Below are 23,468 nucleotides of genomic sequence, written 5' to 3' on the forward strand. Positions count from 1 at the left end.
GGGTGCTGCACATTCGCGGGAGGATGCAGCGAACTCTTGCGCTGAAACCCGTTAAAATGCGCAACTCACCGCATATCCTCGAAATATGACCCCGCCATCCGCCGGAGCTGAAACACGCCCGTCAGAACTTTCCATCGCTGCAATCGCACTGGTCGAACAATGGCTGGCATCAGGCACCGGCACGGTCGGCGAAGACGGCAAGCGCACCACCGTCGACCGGGCCGCTGAACGGCTTGCCGGCGTGCTGAAAGACCCGAACGGGCTGGATTTCGCCGTCGGTTTCGTGGACGGCGTAGCCCGGCCACAGGATTTGTTCGTCGCCGGGTACAACCTGCAGCGCATCGCGAAGAAGGTGCCGGCGTTCCTGCCCTGGTACATGCGTTTCGCGATCTGGCTCGGCGGCGTCTTCGGGCCAGTCGTGCCGTGGATCGTCATCCCGATCGCTCGCGCCGTCCTTCGCCGAATGGTCGGCCATCTCGTCGTAGATGCGACTCCCGCCAAGCTCGGTGCTGCCATCGCACAGCTCCGCGCTTCGACAAGCTCAGCGACCGGCTCGACAAGCTCAGCGACCGGCTCGACAAGCTCAGCGACCGGCTCGGGTGGTGCGCCCGGTCCGCGCCTGAACCTCAACCTGCTCGGCGAGGCGGTGCTCGGCGAGAAGGAGGCGGCCCGCCGCCTCGACGGCACCCGTACCCTGTTGAGCCGGGACGACGTCGACTACGTGTCGATCAAAGTTTCTTCGATCGCCAGCCAACTGTCGATGTGGTCGTTCGACGAGGCCGTCACGCGCGTGGTCGAACGATTGACTCCTCTGTACGAGCTGGCCGCTGCCAGTCGCCCCACCAAGTTCATCAACCTCGACATGGAGGAATACCACGACTTGGGCCTGACCATCGCGGTGTTTCAGCGCATCCTGAGCCAGCCGCAATTGCAGCAGCTCGAGGCAGGCATCGTCTTACAGGCCTATCTGCCCGACGCGCTGGATGCCCTGCAGGGTCTCACCGAGTGGGCGCAGGCCCGCCGGGCAGGCGGAGGAGCGCCGATCAAGGTACGCCTGGTCAAGGGTGCGAACCTCGCGATGGAGCGGGTGGATGCGATCGTGCACGGCTGGCCGCAGGCGCCGTACGGCAGCAAACAGTCGACCGACGCCAACTACAAGCGTGTGCTCGACTGGGCGCTCACCCCCGATCACACGCACGCGGTGAAGCTCGGCATCGCGGGGCACAACCTGTTCGACGTCGCCTTCGCCTGGCTCCTGGCCACCCGGCGCGGTGTCGAGGATCGCGTCGAATTCGAGATGCTCCTCGGCATGGCGACAGAACAAGCGGATGCCGTCACCCGCACCGTCGGCCGCCTCCTGCTCTACACACCGGTCGTTCACCCGCACGAATTCGACGTCGCGATCTCCTACTTGATTCGCCGTCTGGAAGAGAACGCCAGCAGCGAGAACTTCATGTCTGCGGTGTTCGAATTGACCGAGAATCGGGCCCTGTTCGAGCGCGAAAAGCAACGTTTTCTTGCGTCGGTCGCGGAATTCGAAGCGGATGAGGGCCCGCACGGGCTCGCTCCTCTGCCGAACCGCACCCAGGACCGCGGCCGCGAGTGGCAGGACGCCGCCGACACCACACTGTTCCGCCCGTCGCCCATCCTCCTCGACCCCGCTTCAACCGAGGATGGCCTGACCGCTGCGGTGCTGGGATTGCAGCGAGGCGGTTCCGGCGGATCAGATGGTGCCGACACCGGTGCGCCTCTCACGGAAATGGTTCAGGTGATCCGCTCAGGCCCTTCGGCAAGCTCAGGGACCGCGGCAAGCGCAGGGACCGCGGCAAGCTCAGAGACCGGGGAAGGCTCAGGGACCGAGCGCGATGGCTTCCGCAACGAGGCGGACACCGACCCCGCCCTGCCTGCGAACCGCGCGTGGGGGCGTCGCATCCTGAGCCGGGTGGCGACATCCGAATTGGGGATGGCCACGATTCTGAACGCGGGCGTAACGGATGCCGCCGCGCTCGATCGTGTGATCGCTAGCGTGCGCGATGCCGGCCAGCGCTGGGGTTACTGGCTCGGCGTCGACCGGGGGGCAGCGCTCGATCGGGCGGGGCTGGCGCTTTCCGCCAACCGTGATCGTCTGATCGAGGTGATGGCGTCCGAGACCGGAAAGACCATCGCGGAGGCAGATGTTGAGGTCAGCGAAGCGGTCGATTTCGCCCACTACTATGCGGCGCGGGCGCGTGAGCTCGACACGGTGCAGGGCGCCGTTTTCTCGCCGTCGAAGCTGACCGTGGTGACGCCGCCCTGGAACTTCCCGGTGGCAATTCCGGCCGGAAGCGTGCTTGCCGCACTCGCGTCGGGAAGCGGCGTGATCATCAAGCCTGCGCCACAGGCGAAGCGCTCGGCGGCGATCATGGTCGAAGCGCTGTGGGAGGCCGGGATCGCCCGCGAGTTGCTCGCGCTCGTCGATGTTGACGAGGGAGCCCTCGGACAGCAGTTGATCTCAGACCCTCGCGTCGACCGTGTCATTCTGACCGGCGCGTATGAGACGGCGAAGCTGTTTCGGTCTTGGCGGCCGGACCTTCCCCTGCTCGCCGAGACCAGCGGCAAGAACGCGATCATCGTCACACCGAACGCCGACTACGATCTTGCGGTCGCCGACATCGTCAAGAGTGCGTTCGGGCATTCCGGCCAGAAGTGCTCTGCTGCGAGCCTGGTCATCCTGGTCGGGTCGGTGGCGAAGTCGGAGCGTTTCCGCAACCAGCTCGTCGACGCTGTCACCAGCCTGCACGTCGGCTACCCGCAGGATGCCCTCAGTCAGATGGGGCCGCTGATCGAGCCGGCGTCCGGCAAGCTTCTGCACGCGCTCACCACGCTCGGAGGCAGCGAGGAGTGGCTGGTCACACCTCGGCAGCTGGATGAGACTGGCCGCCTATGGTCGCCCGGCGTGCGCACCGGTGTGCAGCCCGGGTCCTACTTCCACCTCACCGAGTTCTTCGGCCCTGTGCTCGGGATCATGCACGCTCGCAATCTGACGGAGGCAATCCGCTATCAGAACGCGGTCGACTACGGACTCACTGCAGGGCTGCACTCACTCGACTCCGACGAACTCGCTCTGTGGCTCGCCACGGTTCAGGCCGGCAACCTCTATGTGAATCGCGGCATCACCGGTGCGATCGTGCAACGCCAGCCGTTCGGCGGCTGGAAGCGCTCGTCGGTCGGCGCCGGAGCGAAAGCCGGCGGCCCCAACTATCTGTTCGGGCTGGGCTCGTGGCTGCCGGAGACCGGACATTCCAGTTCGAGTCTGCATCTGCGCGGGCTCGAGGCACGAGTCACACAGTTGATCGAATCCGGTCAGTCGTCGATGAGTTATGAGGACTTCGATCGGGTGCGCCGCTCGGCATTGAGCGACGCGATCGCCGCCGCGACCGAGTTCAATCAGGTGAAAGACGTCTCCGGGCTCGGCGTGGAACGCAATGTGTTCCGCTACCGGCCGGTGCCGGTCAGCATCCGGCTGTCCGAGGGCTCCGAGCTTCCCGACCTGCTCCGCATTCTCGCGGCTGCGACCGTCGTGAAGTCGCCGTTCGACGTGAGCGCACCGCAGAAACTGCCGAGCACGCTCCGCCAGGTGTTGCGCTCGCGCGACATTCCGGTGGTCGTCGAATCGGATGCGACGTGGCTCGGCCGCGTTGCGGCATCCGGCCCGGGCGTGAGTCGCGCTGGTGCTGCTGCGTTGAACGGCGCCACACCGAGCCGAACAGTGATCGGGGGAGTCGAACGTGAGGTGCATCGCATCCGCCTGATCGGGGGAGACCCGCTGGCCCTTGCCGGGGCGCTGCGCGGAACGCCGGACATCGCGGTGTATGCGGGCGCGGTGACGCCGTCTGGCAGAGTTGAGCTGCTGCCGTTCGTGCACGAACAGGCGATCTCGATCACGAATCACCGCTTCGGCAACCCGACGCACCTGAGTGAAGGCGTCATCTGACCGCCTCGCCCCTGCCCCGTGACGTGCTCAGTCGCTACTGTGCTTCTGCCGCAGGGGTAGCCGTCACAGCGGCGTCGAGCGTGGAGCGGTTGCGTTCCAGCCAAAACTGACGGCGACGGATGCGCTCGCCCACGCCCGCATCCCACATTCGGCGCCAACCGCCTCCGAGTGTTTCGCTGCGATACTTCATCAGGTGCCAGGACCGGTCGGCGCCGTTGATTGACAGCGCGACCAGGCGGGCACGGTCGGCGGGATCGAGCCGGTACGCATTCACGAGGACCGCCGCGCGTGCGCTCGCATCCGTGTTGCGAAGCACGGGTTCGCGATCGGCAGGCGGCATCCATGCGCCCCACCAGAGCAGCATGTTGCACACCTCCTCGGCACGAGTCGCAGGGCGGGCCAGGTCGAAGTCGATGAGTGCGCTCGCGCGGCCGTTGGTGAAAACCACGTTCTCCGGCGTGATGTCCAGATGCCCGATGAGCACGGGGGTGCCTGCGATGGATGGCGGGGTTCCTGGCGGGTCTGGCATCCGCATTGCGCGCGCCCATTCTGGTACGCCGAGCGGCGCAACAGCGTCGTCGTACGCGCGGACCAAACGCGCCACACTGGCGATACGAGACTCGTCGGCCACCCAGGCCGGCCACGGTCGCCCCGCCACCTCGCCGGTCAGATACGTCAGTACGTCGCGATTCTGTGCGTCGACGCCGAGGTAGCGGGGTGCACCCGCGAACCCGATCGAGGCGAGGGCGGTCAGCAGGCGAGGCACGGCAGACGGCGCGGATCCGCGCGGGCGCCGCACCGTGTCTCCGACTCGCACGAGCCCATCGGTCACGTCGCCGCCGAGCAGTGGTACTTCCTCGCCGCCCGGGTCATTGAACTCTGGGAGCGCCGCAGTGTCGGTCATCGCGGGCCGCTCGTATGCCGCAGCGCGGCGGTGACCAGCTTGGTCGCCTCGTCCGTGGGGATGCCGAGTTCAGACATCCGCAGCGCGAAAGCGGATGCCGCCACCTGCGCTTGCCGGTGCGTCACATCTCCTGTCGCCGCGATGAACGAGCCTTGCCGGCCTCGCGTCTCGATCACCTCGCCTTGTTCAAGTTCGCGATAGCTGCGCGCGACCGTGTTCGGGGCGAGCCCGAGGTCATCTGCGAGTTTGCGCACCGTCGGCAGGCGTGCGCCTGCAACGAGTTCGCCGTTACGCACCGCCTCGATGATCTGCATGCGCAACTGCTCGAACGGCGGTGTCGCAGAGCCAGGGTCGATGCTCAACATCCGTTACCTCGGGTTGGCTGCTCAGCCATCTCGCCGCCCCTTCTTTGTATCGATCATGTACCAAGAGGGTGCGGCAGGCAAGCGGGGCGCCGGCATCAGTCGGCGATGGAATCCAACTCCGCAACGTCTTCGCCGGTCAATTCAATTCCGGCGCCAGCGACGTTTTCGCGCAGGTGCGCGACCGAGGACGTGCCGGGGATGAGCAAGATGTTGGGGGAGCGCTGCAGAAGCCAAGCCAACGCCACCCCCATCGGGGCAGCGCCAAGGCGATCGGCGACCCGGTTCAGGGTGTCGGACTGCAATGGAGAGAACCCGCCCAACGGAAAGTACGGTACGTACGCGATCCCCTGTTCGGTGAGCGAGTCGATCAGCGCGTCGTCCTGCCGGTTGGCGATGTTATAGAAGTTCTGCACCGAGACGACCGGTGCGATCGCCTGCGCCTCGGCCACTTGATCAGCGCTGACCGTGCTGACACCCAGATGCCGGATCAAGCCCTCCTGCCGCAGTTCAGCCAACACGGTGAACGGTTCGGCGATGGATCCCGGGGTTGGGCCGGCGAACCCGCCGACGCGCAGGTTGACCAGATCGAGACTGTCCAGGCCGAGGCGCGTGAGGTTGTCGTGCACCGCTTGGCGGAGTTGTTCGCGGGATCGCGCGTGATTCCAGTTGCCGCCTGCGTCCCTCAGCGAACCGACCTTCGTCACGATGTGAAGGTCACTCGGGTAGGGGAAGAACGCCTCCTTGATGATTTCGTTGGTCACGTATGGCCCGTAGAAGTCGGCGGTGTCGATGTGGGTGATCCCCAGTTCGACGGCCGCCCGCAGAACAGCACGTGCGCCGTCGCGATCGGCGGGCGGCCCGAATACTCGCGGGCCGGCGAGTTGCATCGCCCCGTAACCCATGCGTGTAAGGGTGAGGTCGGCGGCGAGCGTGAAAGAGCCGCCCGGGAGTGTCGAGCTGGAGAGATTGTCTGCGGGTGTCGATGTCATGTGTCTACGATCCCTCTATCGCGCTAGCGCCGCGAGTGTCCCCCGTGGTCCTAGGACCACGGGGACTGGTATCCAGGGGCGTGGCACGGCGTGCCGCCTTCATAGTGCGCGAAGTGCTCGATTGCCCGGGCAAAACAGCACTTCGCGCACTATGAAGTGGCGAGCGGTCGAGCGGCGCGGTTGCGGCGCGAGTCAACGGCGCGGGCCTTCAAGGTGCCAGCGGCGTTCGTGTTCGCGCTCGAATCGTTCGCGCGCGCTGATCGTGGCGCGGCGACGTACCAGTTGGTCCCTCGTCGGGCCGAAGCGCGCCCGGCGGCGCCCCCACACGATCAAGGCGATGCCGACCCGGAGGGCGACGCGCTCGAGCGTATTCGGAGGGTGCAGTACTTGAGAGGGCACCGGCCGCGCCGGTGATTGTCGTTCAACGGTGGTCGAGGCGACGGGCGCCTCGACGAGTTGCGTATTCATGATGATCCTGTTCGGTGTGGTGGGTTCGGTGTGGAGCGTTCGATGGGGTGGGTTCTGTGTGGACAGTTCGGCGTGGAGAACTGGCTCACGTTGTTCGACGATTCCTCCGCCGGATGCCGCGCGATGCACGTCGAGTGATTTCATCGTCGCGCGTTGGCATTGTCGGTACCTCCGACTGCGGGTGGAGAAGGGGTGGAAGTGTGCAGGGCCGACGCCCACACGCCGACGACACCGCGCCGTAGTGGCATCGCGACGAGTTGGTCTGCCATAGCGCGTTGCGCTACGGCAGCGTGGAGGCGCACCGTTTCGATGCGGTGTCCACAGGCGGCGCGGCCGCCGGGGCCATCACGCAATCAGCGCTCAGGCGTGGCGATACGTCAGCGCCGCAGCGCCGGAGTCAGATCGAACGAATTCCGCAGGAGGATGCTGCGACCGTCGATGCCGGCGTTGCGCGAGTGATGATCATCATGGCAGTTCTCCCTTCCTGTGGATGCGATCTATGAACCTCGGTTAACGTAGCGCGATTCGTCCGCGGCCACAAGGGTCTATTTGCGCGCACCGCAAAAACGGGCGCACAGCACCACCGTGCGAACCGGTTGACGAACGAGGTGGGGCATCCGCCGGTCGGGAGCCCGCAGCACTCAGGACGCGACGTCCGGTGCAGCACCGGGCACCACGGGCAGCTCGATCGTGACGCGCAGGCCGCCGCTCGGAACGTTCGCCAGGCTCACCGTCCCGTGGGCCGAGGTCGCGAGCGCGTTGACGATCGCGAGGCCGAGTCCGCCGCCGCTGTGGGCGGCGCGCGACGCATCCGCCCGGGTGAAGCGGTCTAAGGCGACCGGAATGAAGTCCTCCGGCATGCCGGGTCCGCTGTCTTCGACGGTCAGTCGCACCAGGTCCGCTGTGCGAGTCATGGAGGCGGCCACGCTCGCGTGGTCCGCGCCTCCTGACGCATCGCCTCCGGACGTATTACCCCCGGGCGCATCGCCCGGCGATGAATGGCCTCCGGACGCATCGCCTCCGACGTCAGCGGCACGTGCATCCGCGATCGCGGCGACCGCATTGCCGAGCAGATTGTCCAGGATGCGCCCGAAGTCGCTCGAAGACAGCCCGACAGCGGCATCGGACGAGTCCCGAGGCGCGTAGTCGAAATCGATCGCGGGGCCGGACTCGCCCGGGCTGCCGGATTCGAGCGAGCGGGCACGGTCGATCGCGTCGGCCAGTTCGTCGGTCAGTTCGCGCCAAGCGGTGCGCCCGGTCGAAGCAGTTGCCTCGATCCGTGAAAGTTCCAGAAGGTTCTTGGCGAGTTGCGACAGCCGCAGCACGGTGCCGTGCGAGGAGCGGATGTCGTGCAGCAGCGCATCCGGATCCCCGCTGTCGAGTTCGGCAAGTTCGAGCTCGCCCTGCAGTACGGCGAGCGGTGTTCGCAGTTCGTGACTGGCATCCGAAACCATCTGCTTTTCGCGATCGGCGGATGCCCGCAGCTGCCTGATCAGGCTGTTGAGCGTCAGGGCGAGGGCAGACAGTTCATCTCGGGCAGGACCGACAGGCAGTAGCTCGTCCGAGGGTTTCGCAGACAACCGATCGGCTTGCCGTTGCATGTTCTTCACGGGCCGCAGCGCGGTGCGGGACAGCAGCCATGATGCGATTCCGAAGGCCACGACGAGCACAGCAGCACCGACGATCAGGGCAATGCTCAGCCGGTCGAGCACGAGAGCGTTGGAGTCCTCGTTGCGCACGGCGATGACCTGCCACGTTCCAGTCGGGGTGTGCGTGCTCGTCGCAAAGGCCAGATAGGTGGCGTTGGAAGTGGTGATCTCCTGCGGTTTATCCCGCACCGCTGCCAGTTCGGCGACCCGGTGCCGCAAGCTGCGCGGAAGAGCCATCAGTCGCACCGCGCCGGTCGGGTCGACGATCGCGATGTCCTGACTCTCGCCTGGGGTGCCGATGGCTTGCGTCGGATGGCTCTCAAGCGTCTCCGCGAACGGCGCAGCGTCGTGCTGCAGCAGCGTCACGGTCGCATTGTGCTGCAGAGCGGCGACGCCCATGCGCACCCCGACGACCGCCGCAGCGCCGAAGACGATCAGCACGATGAGGCTGCCGATCGTGATGCGCGCCGAGATCGACAGGCGTCGGAACGCGTTCACGGCGTGGCAGCGTTCACTAGTTGGCGGGCGACGCGCCGAGCGCGGTCAAGCGGTACCCGAGACCGCGCAGCGTGATGATGCGCAGACCGGCGCCCGATGCGTCGAGCTTTTTGCGCAGGTAGGAGACGTATTGGTCGATCACGTTCTGACCGATATTCTCGCTCGACCCCCACACCTCTTCGAGAATGGTGGTACGCGTGAGGGTGTCGTCGGCGTGGGTGGCGAACAGTCGCAGCAGGGTGAACTCGCGTGGGCTGAGCGGCAGCTCCTTGCCGTTCACCAGTGCACGATGTTCCAGCGAGTCAATCGTGAGCTGGCCGATGGTCAGATGCGGGCGAGCCGTCGCGGGGTCACGACGCAACAGCGCCCGGATGCGTGCGCTCAACTCCGCGAACGCGAATGGCTTCGTGAGGTAGTCATCTGCCCCTGAGTCGAGACCGTACACCCGATCCTCGATCGAATCCCGAGCCGTGAGCATCAACACGGGCATGGTCTTTCCGGCCTCCCGCACGTGCTTGCAGAATTCGAAGCCGCTCATGCCCGGCAACATGACGTCGACGGCCGCCGCCGCGAAGTCGGTGTCGCGCACGGCGATCATCGCTTGGATACCGTCGCCAACGGTCGTCACGTCGTAGCCCTCGGCCGTCAGGCTGCGTTTCAAGAGGCGGGCCAGATCTTCGTCGTCTTCTACTACGAGCAGTTTCACGTTCATATCGTCTCAGAATCCAACGGATATCACCTGTGGACCATCGTTGCGCAAGCCGAGCGTTGCCTGCGTATCCCCAGCCAGCGCGTCGTTGAAACCGAGCACAGCGACGGTGACGAGCCGCTACTCCTGCGTGCGGTGGATTAGTCGTGAGAGCACAATGGCGCTGCGGGTGTGGTCGACATTCGGTGCGAGGCGCACCCGTTCGAGAGCCGCCTCGAGGCTCGCGATGTCGCGCGAGCGAATGTGCACGATCGCATCCGCACTGCCGGTAACGGTGCCGGCGTCGACCACCTCGGGCACGGCGGACAGGATGCGCAACAATTCGTCGGGCGCGACCGTGCCGCGGCAGAACAATTCGACATACGCCTCGGTGCCCATGCCGTCAACGGCGGGGTCGACCTGAATCGTGAATCCGCGGATCACCCCGTCCGCAGCGAGGCGGTCCACCCTGCGCTTGACCGCGGATGCCGACAACCCGACAACAGACCCGATGTCACCGTAACCGGCGCGAGAGTTCTGTCGCAGGAGATCGAGGATGCTGCGATCGAGGTTGTCCACATCGCCATCCTATGAGAGATCCTTGCGCAGAGGCGACGAATCGCGCCAAAAAGCAGCGCACGAAGCCGAGAATCACCGGATAGCTGCGTGCGAGACTGGGAACATGTCCGCACTTCCCACCACAGCTGACGAGGCCTCTCCGGCAGACGCGATCCATACCGCCACAACGCGCCACTATCTGATGTGCCGCCCGGATTTCTTCACCGTCGCCTACCGAATCAATCCATGGATGGACCCGGCCGTGCCAACGGATACCGCGCTCGCGGTCCGGCAGTGGCAGTCGCTGTACGACATCTATCGTGAACTCGGGCACGAGGTCACCCTGATCGACCAGATCGAGGGTCTGCCCGACATGGTCTACACGGCAAACGGTGGGTTCGTGATCGACAACCGCGTGTACGGGGCGAGCTTCGCCTACCCGGAACGACAGCCGGAGGGTCCTGCGTTCATGGACTGGTTCCGTGCTCAGGGTTTCGACGTCACGGAGCCGCAGCACGTGAACGAGGGCGAAGGTGACTTTCTGCTTGTCGGCAACACGGTGCTGGCCGGCACAGGCTTTCGCACGAGCACAGAGAGCCATGACGAGGTCGAGCGGGTCTTCGACCGTGAGGTCGTCACGCTGAGCCTCGTCAATCCGAGCTTCTATCACTTGGACACCGCGGTCTCCGTGCTGGATCCGGTGACCGGTGCCGAGAACGCGAACATCGCCTACCTGCCCAGCGCATTCGATGCGGCTAGCTTGGCGATCCTCGAAGCTCGCTATCCGGATGCGATTCTGGTCAGCGAAGAGGACTCGACCGTTCTCGGACTGAACTCGATCAGTGACGGCTACAACGTGGTGATCTCCTCCCGTGCGAACGGGTTCGAGGCGCAGCTGCGCGAGCGCGGCTACAACCCGATCGGCGTCAATCTCTCGGAATTGCTGCTTGGGGGCGGTGGAGTCAAGTGTTGCACCCTTGAGCTGCGGCGTTGACGTGATGTTGACGGGCCGCTGACCATGCGCACGCTACGCGAGGACAACAACGACCGACCCGGGGAGAACCTGGGTGGAACGCCGCTCGATTTGCTGCCAACCCACCTGCCGATCGGCGCAACCCCCGCAGACGGTGCGTGGGCGACGGATGCCTCCGGCAGACGCTATCTAGACTGCCTTGCTCTGAATTCCGCTGTGAGCTTCGGCCATTCGAACTCGGCTCTGTTGGCGGCAGCACATGAACGGCTCGACAGTATCGCGTTGACGGGAACCGCGTTCCCGGACGCGCAGTTCGACCTGTTCGCCGACGACCTTGCAACACTCGCCGGCAAAGAACTGGCGTTACCGATGGCAACGGCCGTGGAAGCGGTTGCCGCTGCGGTCGCAGCGGTGCGGTCGTGGGGGCGACGGGTGAAGGGGATCGACGTCGATCGCGCGAACGTCATCGTGGCCGGCCTCGAAGTGGGGGGTGCGGGCATCCGCCGGGTTACGTACGGTGACGCCGACGCGATTGCGGCAGCAGTCGACGAGAACACGGTCGCTGTGCTGGTCGAGCCGATCAGAGCGGAGGCGGGGATTGTTGTTCCGCCTGCCGCCTATCTTCCGGCTGTGCGTGAACTGGCCACACGGTTCGACGTGCTGCTGATTGCCGACGAGACGCACAGCGGCCTCGGCCGCACCGGAAAGACGTTCGCCTGCGAACTGGTCGACGTCGTCCCCGATCTGTATCTGCTCGGCAATGCGCTCGGCGGCGGGATCGTCCCGGCAGCAGCCGTCGTGGGAGACGGCGACGTTCTGGGCGCGATTGCCCGCGTTGGCGGGCGTGGCCGCGGGTTCGGTGGCAACCCGCTGGCGGCGGCGATCGGGCGTGCCGTAGTTGGACTGCTCGAGACGGGCGAGTTGCAGGAGCGGGCGCAGTTACTCGGCACCCGGATGCTCGCGGAACTGGATCGACTGGTCGGGCGTGGCGTTCTCGCGGTGCGTGGTGTCGGCGTGTGGGTCGGCGTCGACATCGACCCACTGCTGGCGAGCGCAGACCAGGTGTGCGAACGACTGGCGCGCCGCGGGCTGCTGGCCACGGCCGTCGGCGAGTCGACGATCCGCCTATCGCCGCCGATCGTGGTCGATCCGGCCGACATCGACTGGGCGGTCGCGCAGCTGGAGTCGGTGCTCGAAGAGCTTGTCGGCTGATTCGAGTCGCGAGCGGTTCAGGCGTGCTGCTCGCTGCGCTCGCGGATGACGCGGCCGGCTTCAGACAGCTGGAGCGGGCGCGGTCGACTCTCGCTCGTACAGGTGCATCGCGGGCGTCGGCACGAGTTCAACGCGCTCGCCGGCGGTCATCGCGGTGAAGGCGTCGCCGATCGACGCGGCCAACAGTGCAGGCGAGAAGGTGACCGAACTCAGGCGCGGGCAGTACTCGCTTGCGATCGGATCGTCACCCGCGCCGATGACGGAAACGTCTGCGGGAACATGCACCCCGGCATCCGTCAGTGCCCGCACCGCGGCGGCGGCGTGTCGGTCGTCGTAGGCGATCACAGCGGTCGGCGCCTGCACGTCGTAGCGCCAGCCGTGCGCCCAGTCCCGCAACGAGGTACTCGTCGCGGATGCCCGCACCGCCTTGAGTCGCGCGCCGGCCGCGCGCGCGACGGCATCCGCTCCTCGAAACCGAGCGGCGGAAAGGCTGTCGAGTTCTTGGGCGGCCGGAAGCAAGTAGCAGAGCACGCCGTGCCCGAGCCGCACGAGGTGCTCCGCAGCGAGCGCGCCATAGGCCTCCTGAGCGAGCACCAGCGACGGTGCGTAATCGACCGGCGCGTCGCCATAAACGAGCAGTGCCCGCACTCCCGCCAGACGCAACACACTCGTCGCGCTCGCGTCGCAGCGATCCGCGCTCGCCAGCACCGATTCCGGGCGGATGCGTGTCCACGACATCGCTGCGTCCGCCCCGGACGAATATGTGTCGCCGTCGCGCAGCACCGCAGAGCCGTCGTCGACGGCGGCCGCGATGACGAGTTCGAGCGTGCGGGCCAGTGCGCTGCCGAGGTCAGTGCGCGGCGGGGCAACCAGCAGGCCGGAGACCGAGCTGGAGGCAAGCGACTGCGCGGTGACGTTCGGCCGGTAGCTGAGCCGGTGAGCGGCCTCGAGCACGCGATGCCGGGTGTCGTCAGAGATGCGGGCGTTCGGTTTGTCATTCAGAACGAACGACACCGTCGCGCGCGAAACACCCGCGGCCAGCGCGACGTCATTGCTGGTCGGCGGCTTGACGACCTGAGGGGTGAACATGTCAATGGTGATTCTAGTCGTGGGTGTCGGCTGCGTGCTAACACGTGTAAACCAAATACCGTGCAATGCTTGCATTTGGGGTCGACACCGCGTACGGTTACGCGAGTAAGCAGCCAACGAGGTTTGCCCGATGAGAGGACATCACCGTGACGACGACGTCATCGAACACGCCGGGGGATTCGCGCGAGCGTACTGAATCCGCCAGTTCTACAGCCGCACCCGCTGGCGCGGCGATGGACGCGAGCGTCGCGCCGACCGTCGTGCTCAGCCCAGAAGGCTATGACCCGGAGAGTCTCGAAAAGGTCAAGATCCGCGGGCGCTTGCGTCGCCTGATGCTCTGGATGCTGTTCGCGAACGTCGGCATCTTCATGCTCTGGGGCGCGATTCCCGGCATCCTGTTGCCGCTGCAGATTCAGGGTGTCGACCCCGCGAACAAGGCACTCAACTTGGCCATCGCCACCACGATCGGGGCATTTGCCGCGATGATCGCCCAGCCGATCGCCGGGATGGTCTCGGACCGCACGCGCAGCCGCTTCGGGCGTCGCGCCCCGTGGATGGTCGGTGGCGCGATCGTCGGCGGTCTTTCCCTGATTGGAATCTCCCTGGCGAATGGACTCGTGCAGATCACGATCGCGTGGGTGTGCGTGCAGGTCGCATACAACTTCGCCCAGGGCCCGCTGAGCGCAATCATGCCGGACCGTGTTCCTCGCGGCGTGCGTGGTACGTTCTCGGCGCTGGCCGGGATCGGCCTGATGCTCGGTGCTCTCGGCGGCCAGGTTGTCGGCTCGCTTTTTGCGAAGAACATTCCGGCCGGCTACCTCTTCTTCGCGGGGCTCGCGCTGGTGCTGATCGTGTTGTTCGTGCTCTTCAACAAGGACCTGTCCAATAAGAGTGAACTGAAGCCGCCGTTCAACTTCACGGAGTTCCTGAAAACCTTCTGGGTCAGCCCCATCAAGCACCCCGACTTCTTCTGGGGATTCACCGGGCGCCTGCTGCTCTACATCGGATACTTTCTGGTGACCGGCTACCAGCTCTTCATCCTGCAGGACTATATCGGGCTCAAGGGCAACGCTGTCGCCGTGATCCCACTGCTCGGGTTGATCAGCTTCGCCGGCATCCTGATCTCGACCGCGATCGGCGGGCCGCTGTCTGACAAACTCGGACGCCGCAAGCTGCTTGCGATCATCGCCGGCTGTGTACTCGCGGTTGCGCTACTGGTTCCGTGGATCATGCCGACACTCACCGGCATGATGATCTACTCGTTCATCTCCGGCCTCGGCTTCGGTGCGTACCAGGCGGTCGACACGGCCCTGATGAGCGAGGTGTTGCCGTCGAAATCCGACTTCGCCAAGGATCTCGGGGTGCTGAACATCGCGGCAACCCTGCCGCAGACACTGGCGCCCGCCGTCGCCGGCGTCATCGTCGTCGGCCTGGGCGGCGGCTACGCGGCACTGTTCCCGGTCGGCATTGTCATCGCCTTGCTCGGCGCCTTCGCCGTCATCCCGATCAAGTCGGTGAGGTAGCGCGGTGGAGCTCACAACAGCACAGCGTCCGCGCTGGATGCCCTGGGCTGGCATTTGGTTTCTGCATACACAATCGAACGCGAAGGGCACAGCATGACGACCACATCCGCCAACCTCTTGACCGACGAGGCCGTCGAAGAACTGATCAGCAGACTCCCGCTCGAGCGCAAGGTGCGGCTGCTCACGGGAGCGTCGTTCTGGACGCTTCACGACGAACCGGAGATCGGACTGGAGACCATCGTCGTCTCAGACGGGCCCGCAGGAGTGCGCGGCCAGCTCTGGGACGAGCGCGACGCATCCGCAAGCCTGCCGTCGCCGACCGCACTCGCGGCCAGCTGGGACCTCGAACGAGTGCATCGGCTGGGTGAACTCATCGCCGCGGAAGCGCGGCGCAAGGGCGTCGGCGTGGTGCTCGGCCCGACGGTGAACATTCAGCGCTCGCCGCGTGGCGGGCGTCATTTTGAAGGCTTCAGCGAAGACCCGTGGCTCTCCGGCGTCGTGGGCACCGCATTCGTGAAGGGTGTGCAGTCGGCCGGAGTTGGGGCGACCGCGAAACACTTCGTGGCCAACGACAGCGAGACCGATCGGATGACCGTTGACGTGCAGGTGGACGAGCGTACCCTCCGCGAGGTCTACCTCGCCCCGTTCGAGCGGATGGTCACCGAGGGGCACGCGTGGCTGGTGATGTCCTCGTACAACGCGGTGAACGGTGTCACAATGACGGAGAACGAGCTGCTCACCTCGCCGCTGAAAGACGAGTGGGGCTTCGACGGCGTCGTCGTCTCCGACTGGATGGGCGTGCGCGACACCGTCGGCGCCGGCGCGGCCGCGCAAGACCTGGCGATGCCCGGCCCGGTTGGCGTGTGGGGTGATGCCTTGGTGGAGGCCGTGAAGTCAGGGCAGGTACACGAGGCGGCGATCGACGCGAAACTGGCGCGCCTGCTGCGCCTGGCCGGCCGACTCGGTGCGCTGGAGGGTGTTGCCCCTGCCGCGCCGCTCGCCCACGCCTGGGATTCTGCCGACGTCTCAGCGCTCCTGCGCGAGGCCGCAGCGGACGGCATGGTACTCGTGCGCAACGACGGCGTGCTTCCTGTGGCGGTCGGCAGCGTCGAGGGCGGGCATCCGTCGATCGCGGTGATCGGCCAGCACGCGCAGCGCGGCCGCAACCAGGGCGGCGGATCGGCGACGGTATTTCCTGACCACGTCGTGTCGCCGTTGGATGGCATCCGCAGCGCGTTCGGTGCCGACAATGTGCGTTTCGCGCCTGGCATTCCCGCGGCGGACCCGCTGTTGCCGTTGGGAGCAGACGTGGCGACAGACCCCGTCGACGGCACACCCGGTGTGCACGTGCGCTTTCTCGATGCAAGCGGTGCCGTGCTGCTCGATGAGCATCGAGGTGGCGGCATGTTGGTCTGGCTGGGAGACCCGGTACTCGGCGAAACAGCCGTCGTGGAAGTGCGCTCGGTGTTCACGGCACCGAGTGATGGCAGCTACGCGCTCGGGTGCACCGGACTCGGCTACTTCACGCTGAACCTCGACGGTGAGACCGTCAGTAACGGGCTGTTCTTTCCCGAGGGCACTGACCCGTTCATGGCGTTCCTCAACCCGCCGAAACAGTCGTTCCCAGTCACTCTGCGTGCCGGCCAAAGCGTCGAGCTGTTGCTCGAACACCGCCCGCAAATGCAGGAAGGCTTGAGCGCCGTCATGTTCACGCTCGGTTATGAGCAGCCGTTCGGCGAGCCGGCCGAGGAACTGGACCGGGCAGTAGCACTCGCGGCCGACGCCGACGTTGCGGTGGTGGTCGTCGGCACGACGGATCGTCTCGAGTCCGAGGGCTTCGACCGCTCCAGCCTGCGCCTGCCGGAGGGCAGCGACGAGCTCGTGCGGCGCACCATCGCCGCAAACCCGCGCACGGTCGTCGTGGTCAACTCCGGCGGCCCGGTCATCATGCCGTGGTTGGCGGATGCGCCCGCCGTGCTGCTCAGTTGGTTCCCCGGGCAGGAGATGGGTGACGCAATCGCCGACGTGCTGGTCGGTGTGCGCGAGCCGGGCGGACGCATCCCGACGACCTGGCCGGCGAACGAAGAGGATGTTCCGGTGTGGCAGGTCGAACCAGTCGACGGCCGGCTGTACTACAGCGAGGGGCTGCACGTCGGCTATCGCGAATGGATGCGTCGGGCCGCGTTGGGCGGGCCGGCCCCTGCCATCCCGTTCGGGCACGGTCTCGGGTACACCGAGTGGAAGCTCGGCGAGGCACGCATTGACACGAGCGGCGCCAGCGCGGCCGACTCGAGCGCGGCATCCGGATTCGGTGTCAGCCTTGCCGTGACGAACACCGGCGACCGCGTCGGAAAGCAGGTCGTGCAGGTGTATCTGTCACGGACATCCGCGTCGGAGATCGACCGGCCCGCGATCTGGCTCGCCGGATTCGCGGTCGTGCACGCGCGGCCGGGGCAGACCCAGAATGTGCAGATCGACGTCGAACAAAGGGCGTTGCAATACTGGTCGGTCGAGGAGCACGCGTGGCATACCGAGCCGGGCACGTATGCAGTGCACGTCGGCACGTCGATCGCCGAACTGTCCCCGCCGATCGCGCTTGCAGTCTGAGCGGCAGAGCCGCGTCTCGATACGCTCGTTCCTCGCTACTCGACGAGCAGTCCCGGTGGTCGAGTAGCGCGCGAGCTTTCGGTCCCTGAGCGCAGCCGACGGGCGAGTACGCGTATCGAGACCCGCACCCCTCGGGTCTCGATACGCTCGCTAGCCGAGCCGCGTCAGTCCGCCGCACGCTTGACGAGCGCGCGGAGCGGCCGTGGTAATCCTTGTCTGCCGGATCAGTGCCCCTTGGTGGCGCGGCGGCGGACCGAGACCAGAATGAGCGAGCCGACGCCGAGGAGCAGAGCGAGAGCCCCAACAGCGATTGCCGGCGTTGCGTCCGAGCCGGACTCGGCCAATGCGGGGGCCGCCTGAGCGGTAGAAGTTGCGATCGGGGTCGGCGTTGGCGTTGGGGTGGTGTCCGGGAACGCAGCGGTGATCGCGGCGCTCACCCCGCTGGTCAAGGTCGTGACGCCGACCGCGTTCGGGTGCATTGCTCCGAAGGCCAGCTGGCCGGTCGGTGTGAGACTCAGGCCGTTGATCTGCTCGTTCGGGTTATATGCGCACGGGGTGTTCGCCACGGTCTGCGACATCAGCGGTACGAAAGTCGCGCCGATGTCTGCGGCCTGTGTCTGGATCGCCGTGTTCAGGCTCACCTGAGTCTGGTACAGGTAGGGCACATCAGCGTTCGTAAATGGGAAGCCGTTCGCGTTCGGAATCGGGGTTGGCGGCGTCGTCGACAGGTCGACGACGGGGGTGAAGCAACCGGTGGGGGTGGTGGGCGTGTTTGCCGCATCGGGGAAGAGTGCGGGGTAGCCGACCACGATAATGGTCGCGTTTGGCGCCTTCGCGCGAACGGCGTGGAACGTGTTCGACAGCGCGGTCGTCACTGGGCCGCTGATCGCGGCCTGCAAAGTATCGACGCCGCCCGCGTCGAAGTAGGCCTTGCAGCTGTTGAGTGCGGGGTGCAAAAGGAGCGGGCCGCTCGGGGTGGCGGCGCTGCACGCCCCGAGGATGGTGGAGAACCCAAGATCGTTTCCGCCGATCATGATCGTAACGACGTTGGTTGACGACGTGATCGAGTCGATCTGCGCAGGAGCCGTGCCGCTTACAGTGACCTGCTGGCCGGTGATGTTGGCCGTTGCGGCGGCGCTGCAGGAGGCGTCCGTCAGGTTGAGGCCGAGGGCCGTGGCCACTTGGTGCGGATAGTCGACGGCAGCCTGGAAGCACCCCGGCACAGGCGTGCCTGTGGGTGGCGTGAGTCCAAAGCCGGCCGCATAGGAGTCGCCGAGCGCAACATAGTTCAGGCCCTGCGTTCCCGAATTGGTGGGAGGGGAGGCTGTTGCGGCCGACCCCACGCCGAACGCGAGCGCGGCGGCGAGGACTCCGCCGCCGAGAATGAGAGCACTGCGCCGGAGCAGGGCATGGGTCTTCATCGGTACCTCTTCACGTGAATCGCGCTGCCATCACTTCTAGGTGTGCACCGGTCGTGCACAGAGAGGCGGCAGTAGTGCGCGATCGCCGCGGATGACTCTGCTTGCCACTTTAGCGGCAATATACCGGAGCGCGGCTACCCCCCACTCGGGGGTACTCACGGATTCGGCAGCACTGAATGCAGAAATGAACTCAGGTGCGCTTCGTAGGATGCCGGGTCAACGTTCCAACTTTGGATGTGCCCCGCACCCTTCACCGGCACATATGTCGCGTGTGTCTTCGCGGCGAACTCCTTGCTCTCGGCTGGCGGCACCAACCCGTCGCTGAGCCCCTGGAACAGGATGATCGGCATCGTGAAGTCGCTCGTCTGGTCCAACTCATCGAGACTCGCCAGATCGATGTTCCCCCGAGCGCTCACGAAGTCGAGCACGAGGGGTGTCAAGAGCCCCAACTGCTCACGGTGCGCGACCGAGGTGAGCACGCCAGACCAGTTGAGCACCGGCGCGTCCAGCACCATGCCGACCACATCAGCCGCATAGCGCGAGTGGTGGATGAACTGGGTGACAATGCTGCCGCCCATCGAATCGCCATACAGAATGAACTTCTTCGCCCCGTGCGATGCGGCGTAGGCCGCAGCCGAGTCGAGGTCATGCCATTCCGTGTCGCCGAGATGGAACAGCCCGTCCGGGCTCTTCGGCGCACCGACGTCGTTGCGGTAGGTGATGTACAGCGAGGGGATGCCTGTGCTTGCGATCGTCTGCATCGGGCGCAATCCGCCCTGCCGCTTTCCGTCGATGCCGTGCACGAAGATCAGCCAGGTGCTGCCCGTTCCGGCCACCTGCCAGGCCGGCATCGGGCCGAGCTGCCCGGCGATTTCGACGTTTGAATAGGGGATGCCGAGGCTGGATTTCGGGTTGCCTCCCCAGACATCCGGATCGAGCTGTACCTTCGTGCCCGCTGTCAGCTGACCGGTCGAGGAGGTCAGGGTGCGGGTCACCGTGTTCTTCGTGGTGGCGGTGATGTTGCCGATGATGGCCCGGCCGCCGGGGTAAACCAGTCCGTAGGTGCCTGGCCGCAGCGTGCTCGAGCGGCGCTGTAGCACGATCTGGCTACCGTCGACGCTGACGACGGTTCCAGCGGCGGTCGTCAGGTTGTGATGGGGCGTGAGCAGCAGCCCGGATGCCCCCCACGCGATGGCGAACGGCGCGGCAATGAGCAAGACGGTCAGCGTGATGGCAACACCGATCAACCATCCTCGACGTCGGCTGTGCGCGTGTCGGCGCGGCGAAGCCCCCCTGAGTGCCACTCCTGTACTGTAGCGTCTGCCTCCCGGCCGTCCCACAGAATCACCGGTTAGTGCTGATCAGGCATGTCCGGCGCAGCGCGGGTGTCGCTGCGGAGCTCCGCACCGCGGCCGACGCGATGAAGCAAAGCCCGGCAAAGCTAGGCTGAACATCATGTTCACCGATCTTCCCGAGCCGGAGCTCCGAAGCTATCGAAGCGCCCAGACCGATCCGGAGGACTTCGACGCATTCTGGGCTGAAACGCTGCAGAGCAGTCGAGGCGTCGGCGCGCCCGTCAGTGTCGTGCCGGTTGATACCGGGCTAACGACCGTCGACGTTTTCGACGTCGCGTTCCCGGGTTTCGCCGGCCAGCCCGTCAAGGCGTGGCTGCGAGTGCCGGCCGGGGCACGCGGCCCGCTGCCGACGATCGTGCAGTACCAGGGGTATGGCGGCGGCCGAGGGCACGCGCTCGAGAACTTGCTGTGGGCATCCGCTGGGTTCGCTCACGTGATGATGGACACGCGCGGGCAAGGTTCGGTCTGGTCGCGCGGCGACACCGCGGACCCGGACGGTTCCGGCCCCCAGTTTCCGGGCTTCATGACCCGCGGTATCGGCAGTCGCGAGACCTACTATTACCGGCGCGTGTTCACGGATGCCGTGCGTGCGGTCGACGCCGCTCGCTCACTTGACATCGTCGACTCAGATCGTGTCGTGATCATGGGCGGCAGCCAAGGCGGCGGGATCACGCTCGCGGCCGCCGGGCTGATTCCGAATGTCGCTGCCGCGTTCGCATACGTGCCGTTTCTCTGCGACTTTCCACGCGCCACGGTCATCACGGACAACCATCCGTACAAGGAGATCGGCAACTATCTCGCCGTGCATCGCGACGAGGTCGCGAGCGCCCATGAGGTGCTCAGCTACTTCGACGGCGTCAACTTCGCCAAGCGCGCGCATGCGCCGGCCTGGTTCACCACGGCGCTGATGGATGAGACCTGCCCACCGTCGACGGTGTTCGGCGCGTTCAACAACTATGCCGGTCCGAAGGAGATCACGGTCTGGCCCTACAACAACCATGAGGGCGGGCAGTCCGATGACGACGCTCGGGCGATCGCCATCCTGCGCGACCTGCTCGGTTGACTGCGAGGCGGGGCTCGCGCGGTGGTGTTCTCAGACGAGGTGCAGGACGAGCCGGTGCGCGTTGTCGCGGCTGTCATCATTCGTGACGGATGCGTTCTGGCATGTCGGCGAAACCCGGACCGGTCCGCAGGCGGGCTGTGGGAGTTCCCGGGCGGCAAGGTCGAGCCGGGCGAGTCGCCCGAGGACGCTCTCACACGGGAGATCCGCGAAGAGCTCGGCGTAATAATCGAGGTCGGCAAACTGATCCATCGAGCCACAACGCCGACCGGCACTGCGCACATCGACTTGAGCAGTTACGAGGCGCGCTTGACGGATGCGCCGCCGCCCGGCAGCACGGATCACGACGTGTTGCGGTGGCTCCGCCCAAACCAGCTGCAAGAGTTGGAATGGGCGCAGCCCGATCTGCCGGTGGTTGAGTTGCTTCGACAGCGACCTCTGGTGGCCGAGTAGGCCGCGAGCGAGGCGAGCAGCTGTATCGAGACCGGGTTGCCAGGTCTCTATACGCCGGCTCGCGCCTCACGGGCTACACGTCGAGACGGCCGCGAGCGGTCTGCCCAGCGCACCGCTCGACCAACGAACCGCTAACGCACCGCAACAGGTTCGGCCAGCGCCACAGGACCAGCAGCGGCAGCGTTCGCCAGCGACAGTCCCTGGTTGCGTCGACGGAACAGCAGCGCGGTCAGCACTGCGCCGAAGGCGAAGAACGCCGACGCACACAGGTACACGACGGAGTAGCTGTGCACCGCGGCATCCGCCACGACGCCCGGCGTATTCGGAAGATGTGCCGTCGCATATGCGGTCGCAGCGCTCGCAGCGATCGTGTTGAGCAGCGCGGTTCCAATCGATCCGCCGACCTGCTGGCTGGTGTTCACCATCGCTGAGGCGACCCCGGCGAAGCCGCGTTCGACACCGAGGGTCGCGGTCTGGATCGACGCGGGCATGATCGTGCCCATGCCGGCGCCCATGATCATCAGGGGCGGCAGGATGTCGGCGGCGTACGTGCTGTTCAGGTCCAGCTGAGTCAGGTAGGCCAGGGCGGTCGCCGCGATGACCATTCCGATCGGAACCATGATCTTCGGCCCGAACCGCGGCACGAAGATGTTTGTCGACAGCTGCGCGAAGAGAATGAGCATGCCAATCATGGGCAGGAACGCGACGCCGGTCTGGATCGGCGTGTAGTGCAGCGAAACCTGCAGGAAGTAGGTCACGAACAGGAAGACGGCGAACATGCCGACGCCGGCGATCAGCACGGCGCTGTATGCCGCTGCACGGTTGCGGTCGAGCACGATCGACAACGGCAGAAGCGGATGCGCCGCCCGGCGCTGTGAGGTCACGAACGCGATCAACAGAATTGCGGATGCCGTCAGAAAGCCCCACGAAGCAGGCGAACTCCAGCCGTCGGTCTCGGCATTCGAGAATCCGAAGACGAGCGAGAACAGGGCGGCCGAGACCAGGACTGTGCCGGGTACATCGAGCTTGGGACGCGGCCCGACGCGGTTGGCCTTGCGCACGAAGAACGAGGCGGCGATGACTGCGACCACCGCGATGATCACGTTGATGTACAGGTTCCAGCGCCAGTCGAAGTTCTCGGTGAGCACACCGCCGAGCAGCAGCCCGATTGCGCCGCCGGCTCCGGCGATCGCGCCGAAGACTCCGAAAGCGCGGGCACGTTCCTTGGGGATGGTGAAGGTTGTGGTCAGCACGGCGAGCGCGGTCGGGGCCAGGAGTGCTCCGAAGGCGCCTTGCAAGGCTCGGGCGCCCACGAGCATCCCGAACGAGGTGGCGGCACCGCCGAGGGCCGATGCACCTGCGAACCCGATCAGGCCAATGATGAAGGTGCGTTTGCGGCCGATCAGGTCGGAGACGCGTCCGCCGAGAAGCAGGAGGCTGCCGAAGGCGAGTGAGTATGCGGTGACCACCCATTGGCGGTCGGCGTTGGAGAATCCGAGGTCGGTCTGGGCGGAGGGCAGTGCGATGTTCACGACGGTGGCGTCGAGCACCACCATCAGCTGTGCGAGGGCGACCGTGGCGAGGGTCCACCAGCGGTGCGGGGCGGCGACCTGGGTGTCGCCGGTTGTTGGGGAAGTTTCAGACATGACGATTACTATATACGAGACCAAGTAGTTTCGGATA

At 66.0% G+C, this 23,468-nt stretch carries 18 protein-coding genes; 7 read left to right on the top strand and 11 right to left on the bottom strand.

What is annotated here, in order from left to right:
* Positions 1–85 precede the first annotated feature (85 nt).
* Positions 86–3,973, top strand: coding sequence for a proline dehydrogenase family protein (locus tag QU604_RS01065; RefSeq protein WP_308466945.1), 3,888 nt, complete (start codon positions 86–88; stop codon positions 3,971–3,973).
* 34 nt (positions 3,974–4,007) lie between these two features.
* Here the strand turns inward: QU604_RS01065 and QU604_RS01070 are convergent, their stop codons facing one another.
* From QU604_RS01070 to QU604_RS01100, 7 genes are all read right to left on the bottom strand, one after another.
* Positions 4,008–4,877: a phosphotransferase gene (locus tag QU604_RS01070; RefSeq protein ID WP_308466946.1), complete on the bottom strand. Its 870-nt coding sequence runs from the start codon at positions 4,875–4,877 to the stop codon at positions 4,008–4,010.
* On the bottom strand, positions 4,874–5,242 hold the full coding sequence (locus tag QU604_RS01075; RefSeq protein ID WP_308466947.1) for a GntR family transcriptional regulator: 369 nt from the start codon (positions 5,240–5,242) through the stop codon (positions 4,874–4,876). The genes QU604_RS01070 and QU604_RS01075 overlap by 4 nt, the downstream gene beginning before the upstream one ends.
* 95 nt (positions 5,243–5,337) lie before the next feature.
* Entirely contained in the window at positions 5,338–6,231 is an 894-nt protein-coding gene (locus tag QU604_RS01080; protein ID WP_308466948.1) for an aldo/keto reductase family oxidoreductase, read from the bottom strand.
* A gap of 192 nt (positions 6,232–6,423) precedes the next feature.
* Positions 6,424–6,843, bottom strand: coding sequence for a hypothetical protein (locus QU604_RS01085; protein WP_308466949.1), 420 nt, complete (start codon positions 6,841–6,843; stop codon positions 6,424–6,426).
* 497 nt (positions 6,844–7,340) lie between these two features.
* On the bottom strand, positions 7,341–8,846 hold the full coding sequence (locus QU604_RS01090) for a sensor histidine kinase (protein ID WP_308466950.1): 1,506 nt from the start codon (positions 8,844–8,846) through the stop codon (positions 7,341–7,343).
* A 16-nt stretch (positions 8,847–8,862) separates the two neighbouring features.
* Positions 8,863–9,552 (bottom strand): response regulator transcription factor, encoded by a 690-nt coding sequence (locus QU604_RS01095; protein WP_308466951.1) that lies wholly within the window; start codon positions 9,550–9,552, stop codon positions 8,863–8,865.
* Positions 9,553–9,675: 123 nt separating this feature from the next.
* Positions 9,676–10,113, bottom strand: a complete 438-nt coding sequence (locus tag QU604_RS01100; RefSeq protein ID WP_308466952.1) for an Lrp/AsnC family transcriptional regulator — start codon at positions 10,111–10,113, stop codon at positions 9,676–9,678.
* Between the two features lie 103 nt (positions 10,114–10,216).
* On the opposite strand from QU604_RS01100, the gene ddaH reads away from it, so the two are divergent.
* Both ddaH and QU604_RS01110 read left to right on the top strand, forming a co-directional pair.
* Positions 10,217–11,086: a dimethylargininase gene (gene ddaH, locus QU604_RS01105; protein WP_345784274.1), complete on the top strand. Its 870-nt coding sequence runs from the start codon at positions 10,217–10,219 to the stop codon at positions 11,084–11,086.
* A gap of 24 nt (positions 11,087–11,110) precedes the next feature.
* Positions 11,111–12,277, top strand: a complete 1,167-nt coding sequence (locus tag QU604_RS01110; protein WP_308466953.1) for an aminotransferase class III-fold pyridoxal phosphate-dependent enzyme — start codon at positions 11,111–11,113, stop codon at positions 12,275–12,277.
* Positions 12,278–12,337: 60 nt separating this feature from the next.
* Here the strand turns inward: QU604_RS01110 and QU604_RS01115 are convergent, their stop codons facing one another.
* Positions 12,338–13,366, bottom strand: coding sequence for a LacI family DNA-binding transcriptional regulator (locus QU604_RS01115; RefSeq protein WP_308466954.1), 1,029 nt, complete (start codon positions 13,364–13,366; stop codon positions 12,338–12,340).
* Positions 13,367–13,512: 146 nt separating this feature from the next.
* On the opposite strand from QU604_RS01115, the gene QU604_RS01120 reads away from it, so the two are divergent.
* A complete protein-coding gene (locus tag QU604_RS01120; RefSeq protein WP_308466955.1) occupies positions 13,513–14,889 on the top strand; it encodes an MFS transporter in 1,377 nt (458 codons plus the stop codon).
* A 93-nt stretch (positions 14,890–14,982) separates the two neighbouring features.
* On the top strand, positions 14,983–17,496 hold the full coding sequence (locus QU604_RS01125) for a beta-glucosidase family protein (protein WP_308466956.1): 2,514 nt from the start codon (positions 14,983–14,985) through the stop codon (positions 17,494–17,496).
* Positions 17,497–17,720: 224 nt separating this feature from the next.
* Here the strand turns inward: QU604_RS01125 and QU604_RS01130 are convergent, their stop codons facing one another.
* A complete protein-coding gene (locus QU604_RS01130; RefSeq protein ID WP_308466957.1) occupies positions 17,721–18,917 on the bottom strand; it encodes an SGNH/GDSL hydrolase family protein in 1,197 nt (398 codons plus the stop codon).
* Positions 18,918–19,072: 155 nt separating this feature from the next.
* The gene (locus QU604_RS01135) at positions 19,073–20,221 is read right to left on the bottom strand and encodes an alpha/beta hydrolase family protein (protein WP_308466958.1); all 1,149 of its coding nucleotides are present in this window, start codon (positions 20,219–20,221) and stop codon (positions 19,073–19,075) included.
* A gap of 151 nt (positions 20,222–20,372) precedes the next feature.
* Between QU604_RS01135 and QU604_RS01140 the strand changes: the two genes are divergently transcribed.
* Together QU604_RS01140 and QU604_RS01145 are read left to right on the top strand one after the other, a co-directional pair.
* Positions 20,373–21,335 carry an acetylxylan esterase gene (locus QU604_RS01140; RefSeq protein ID WP_308466959.1) on the top strand — a complete coding sequence of 321 codons (963 nt, stop codon included), beginning with the start codon at positions 20,373–20,375 and terminating at the stop codon, positions 21,333–21,335.
* Positions 21,336–21,356: 21 nt separating this feature from the next.
* The gene (locus tag QU604_RS01145) at positions 21,357–21,785 is read left to right on the top strand and encodes a (deoxy)nucleoside triphosphate pyrophosphohydrolase (protein WP_308466960.1); all 429 of its coding nucleotides are present in this window, start codon (positions 21,357–21,359) and stop codon (positions 21,783–21,785) included.
* A 131-nt stretch (positions 21,786–21,916) separates the two neighbouring features.
* On the opposite strand, the gene QU604_RS01150 is transcribed toward QU604_RS01145, so the two are convergent.
* Positions 21,917–23,431 carry an MFS transporter gene (locus QU604_RS01150; RefSeq protein ID WP_308466961.1) on the bottom strand — a complete coding sequence of 505 codons (1,515 nt, stop codon included), beginning with the start codon at positions 23,429–23,431 and terminating at the stop codon, positions 21,917–21,919.
* Positions 23,432–23,468 lie beyond the last annotated feature (37 nt).

The sequence above is a fragment of the Rathayibacter sp. SW19 genome, from assembly GCF_030866825.1.
GTDB lineage: Bacteria > Actinomycetota > Actinomycetes > Actinomycetales > Microbacteriaceae > Rathayibacter_A > Rathayibacter_A soli.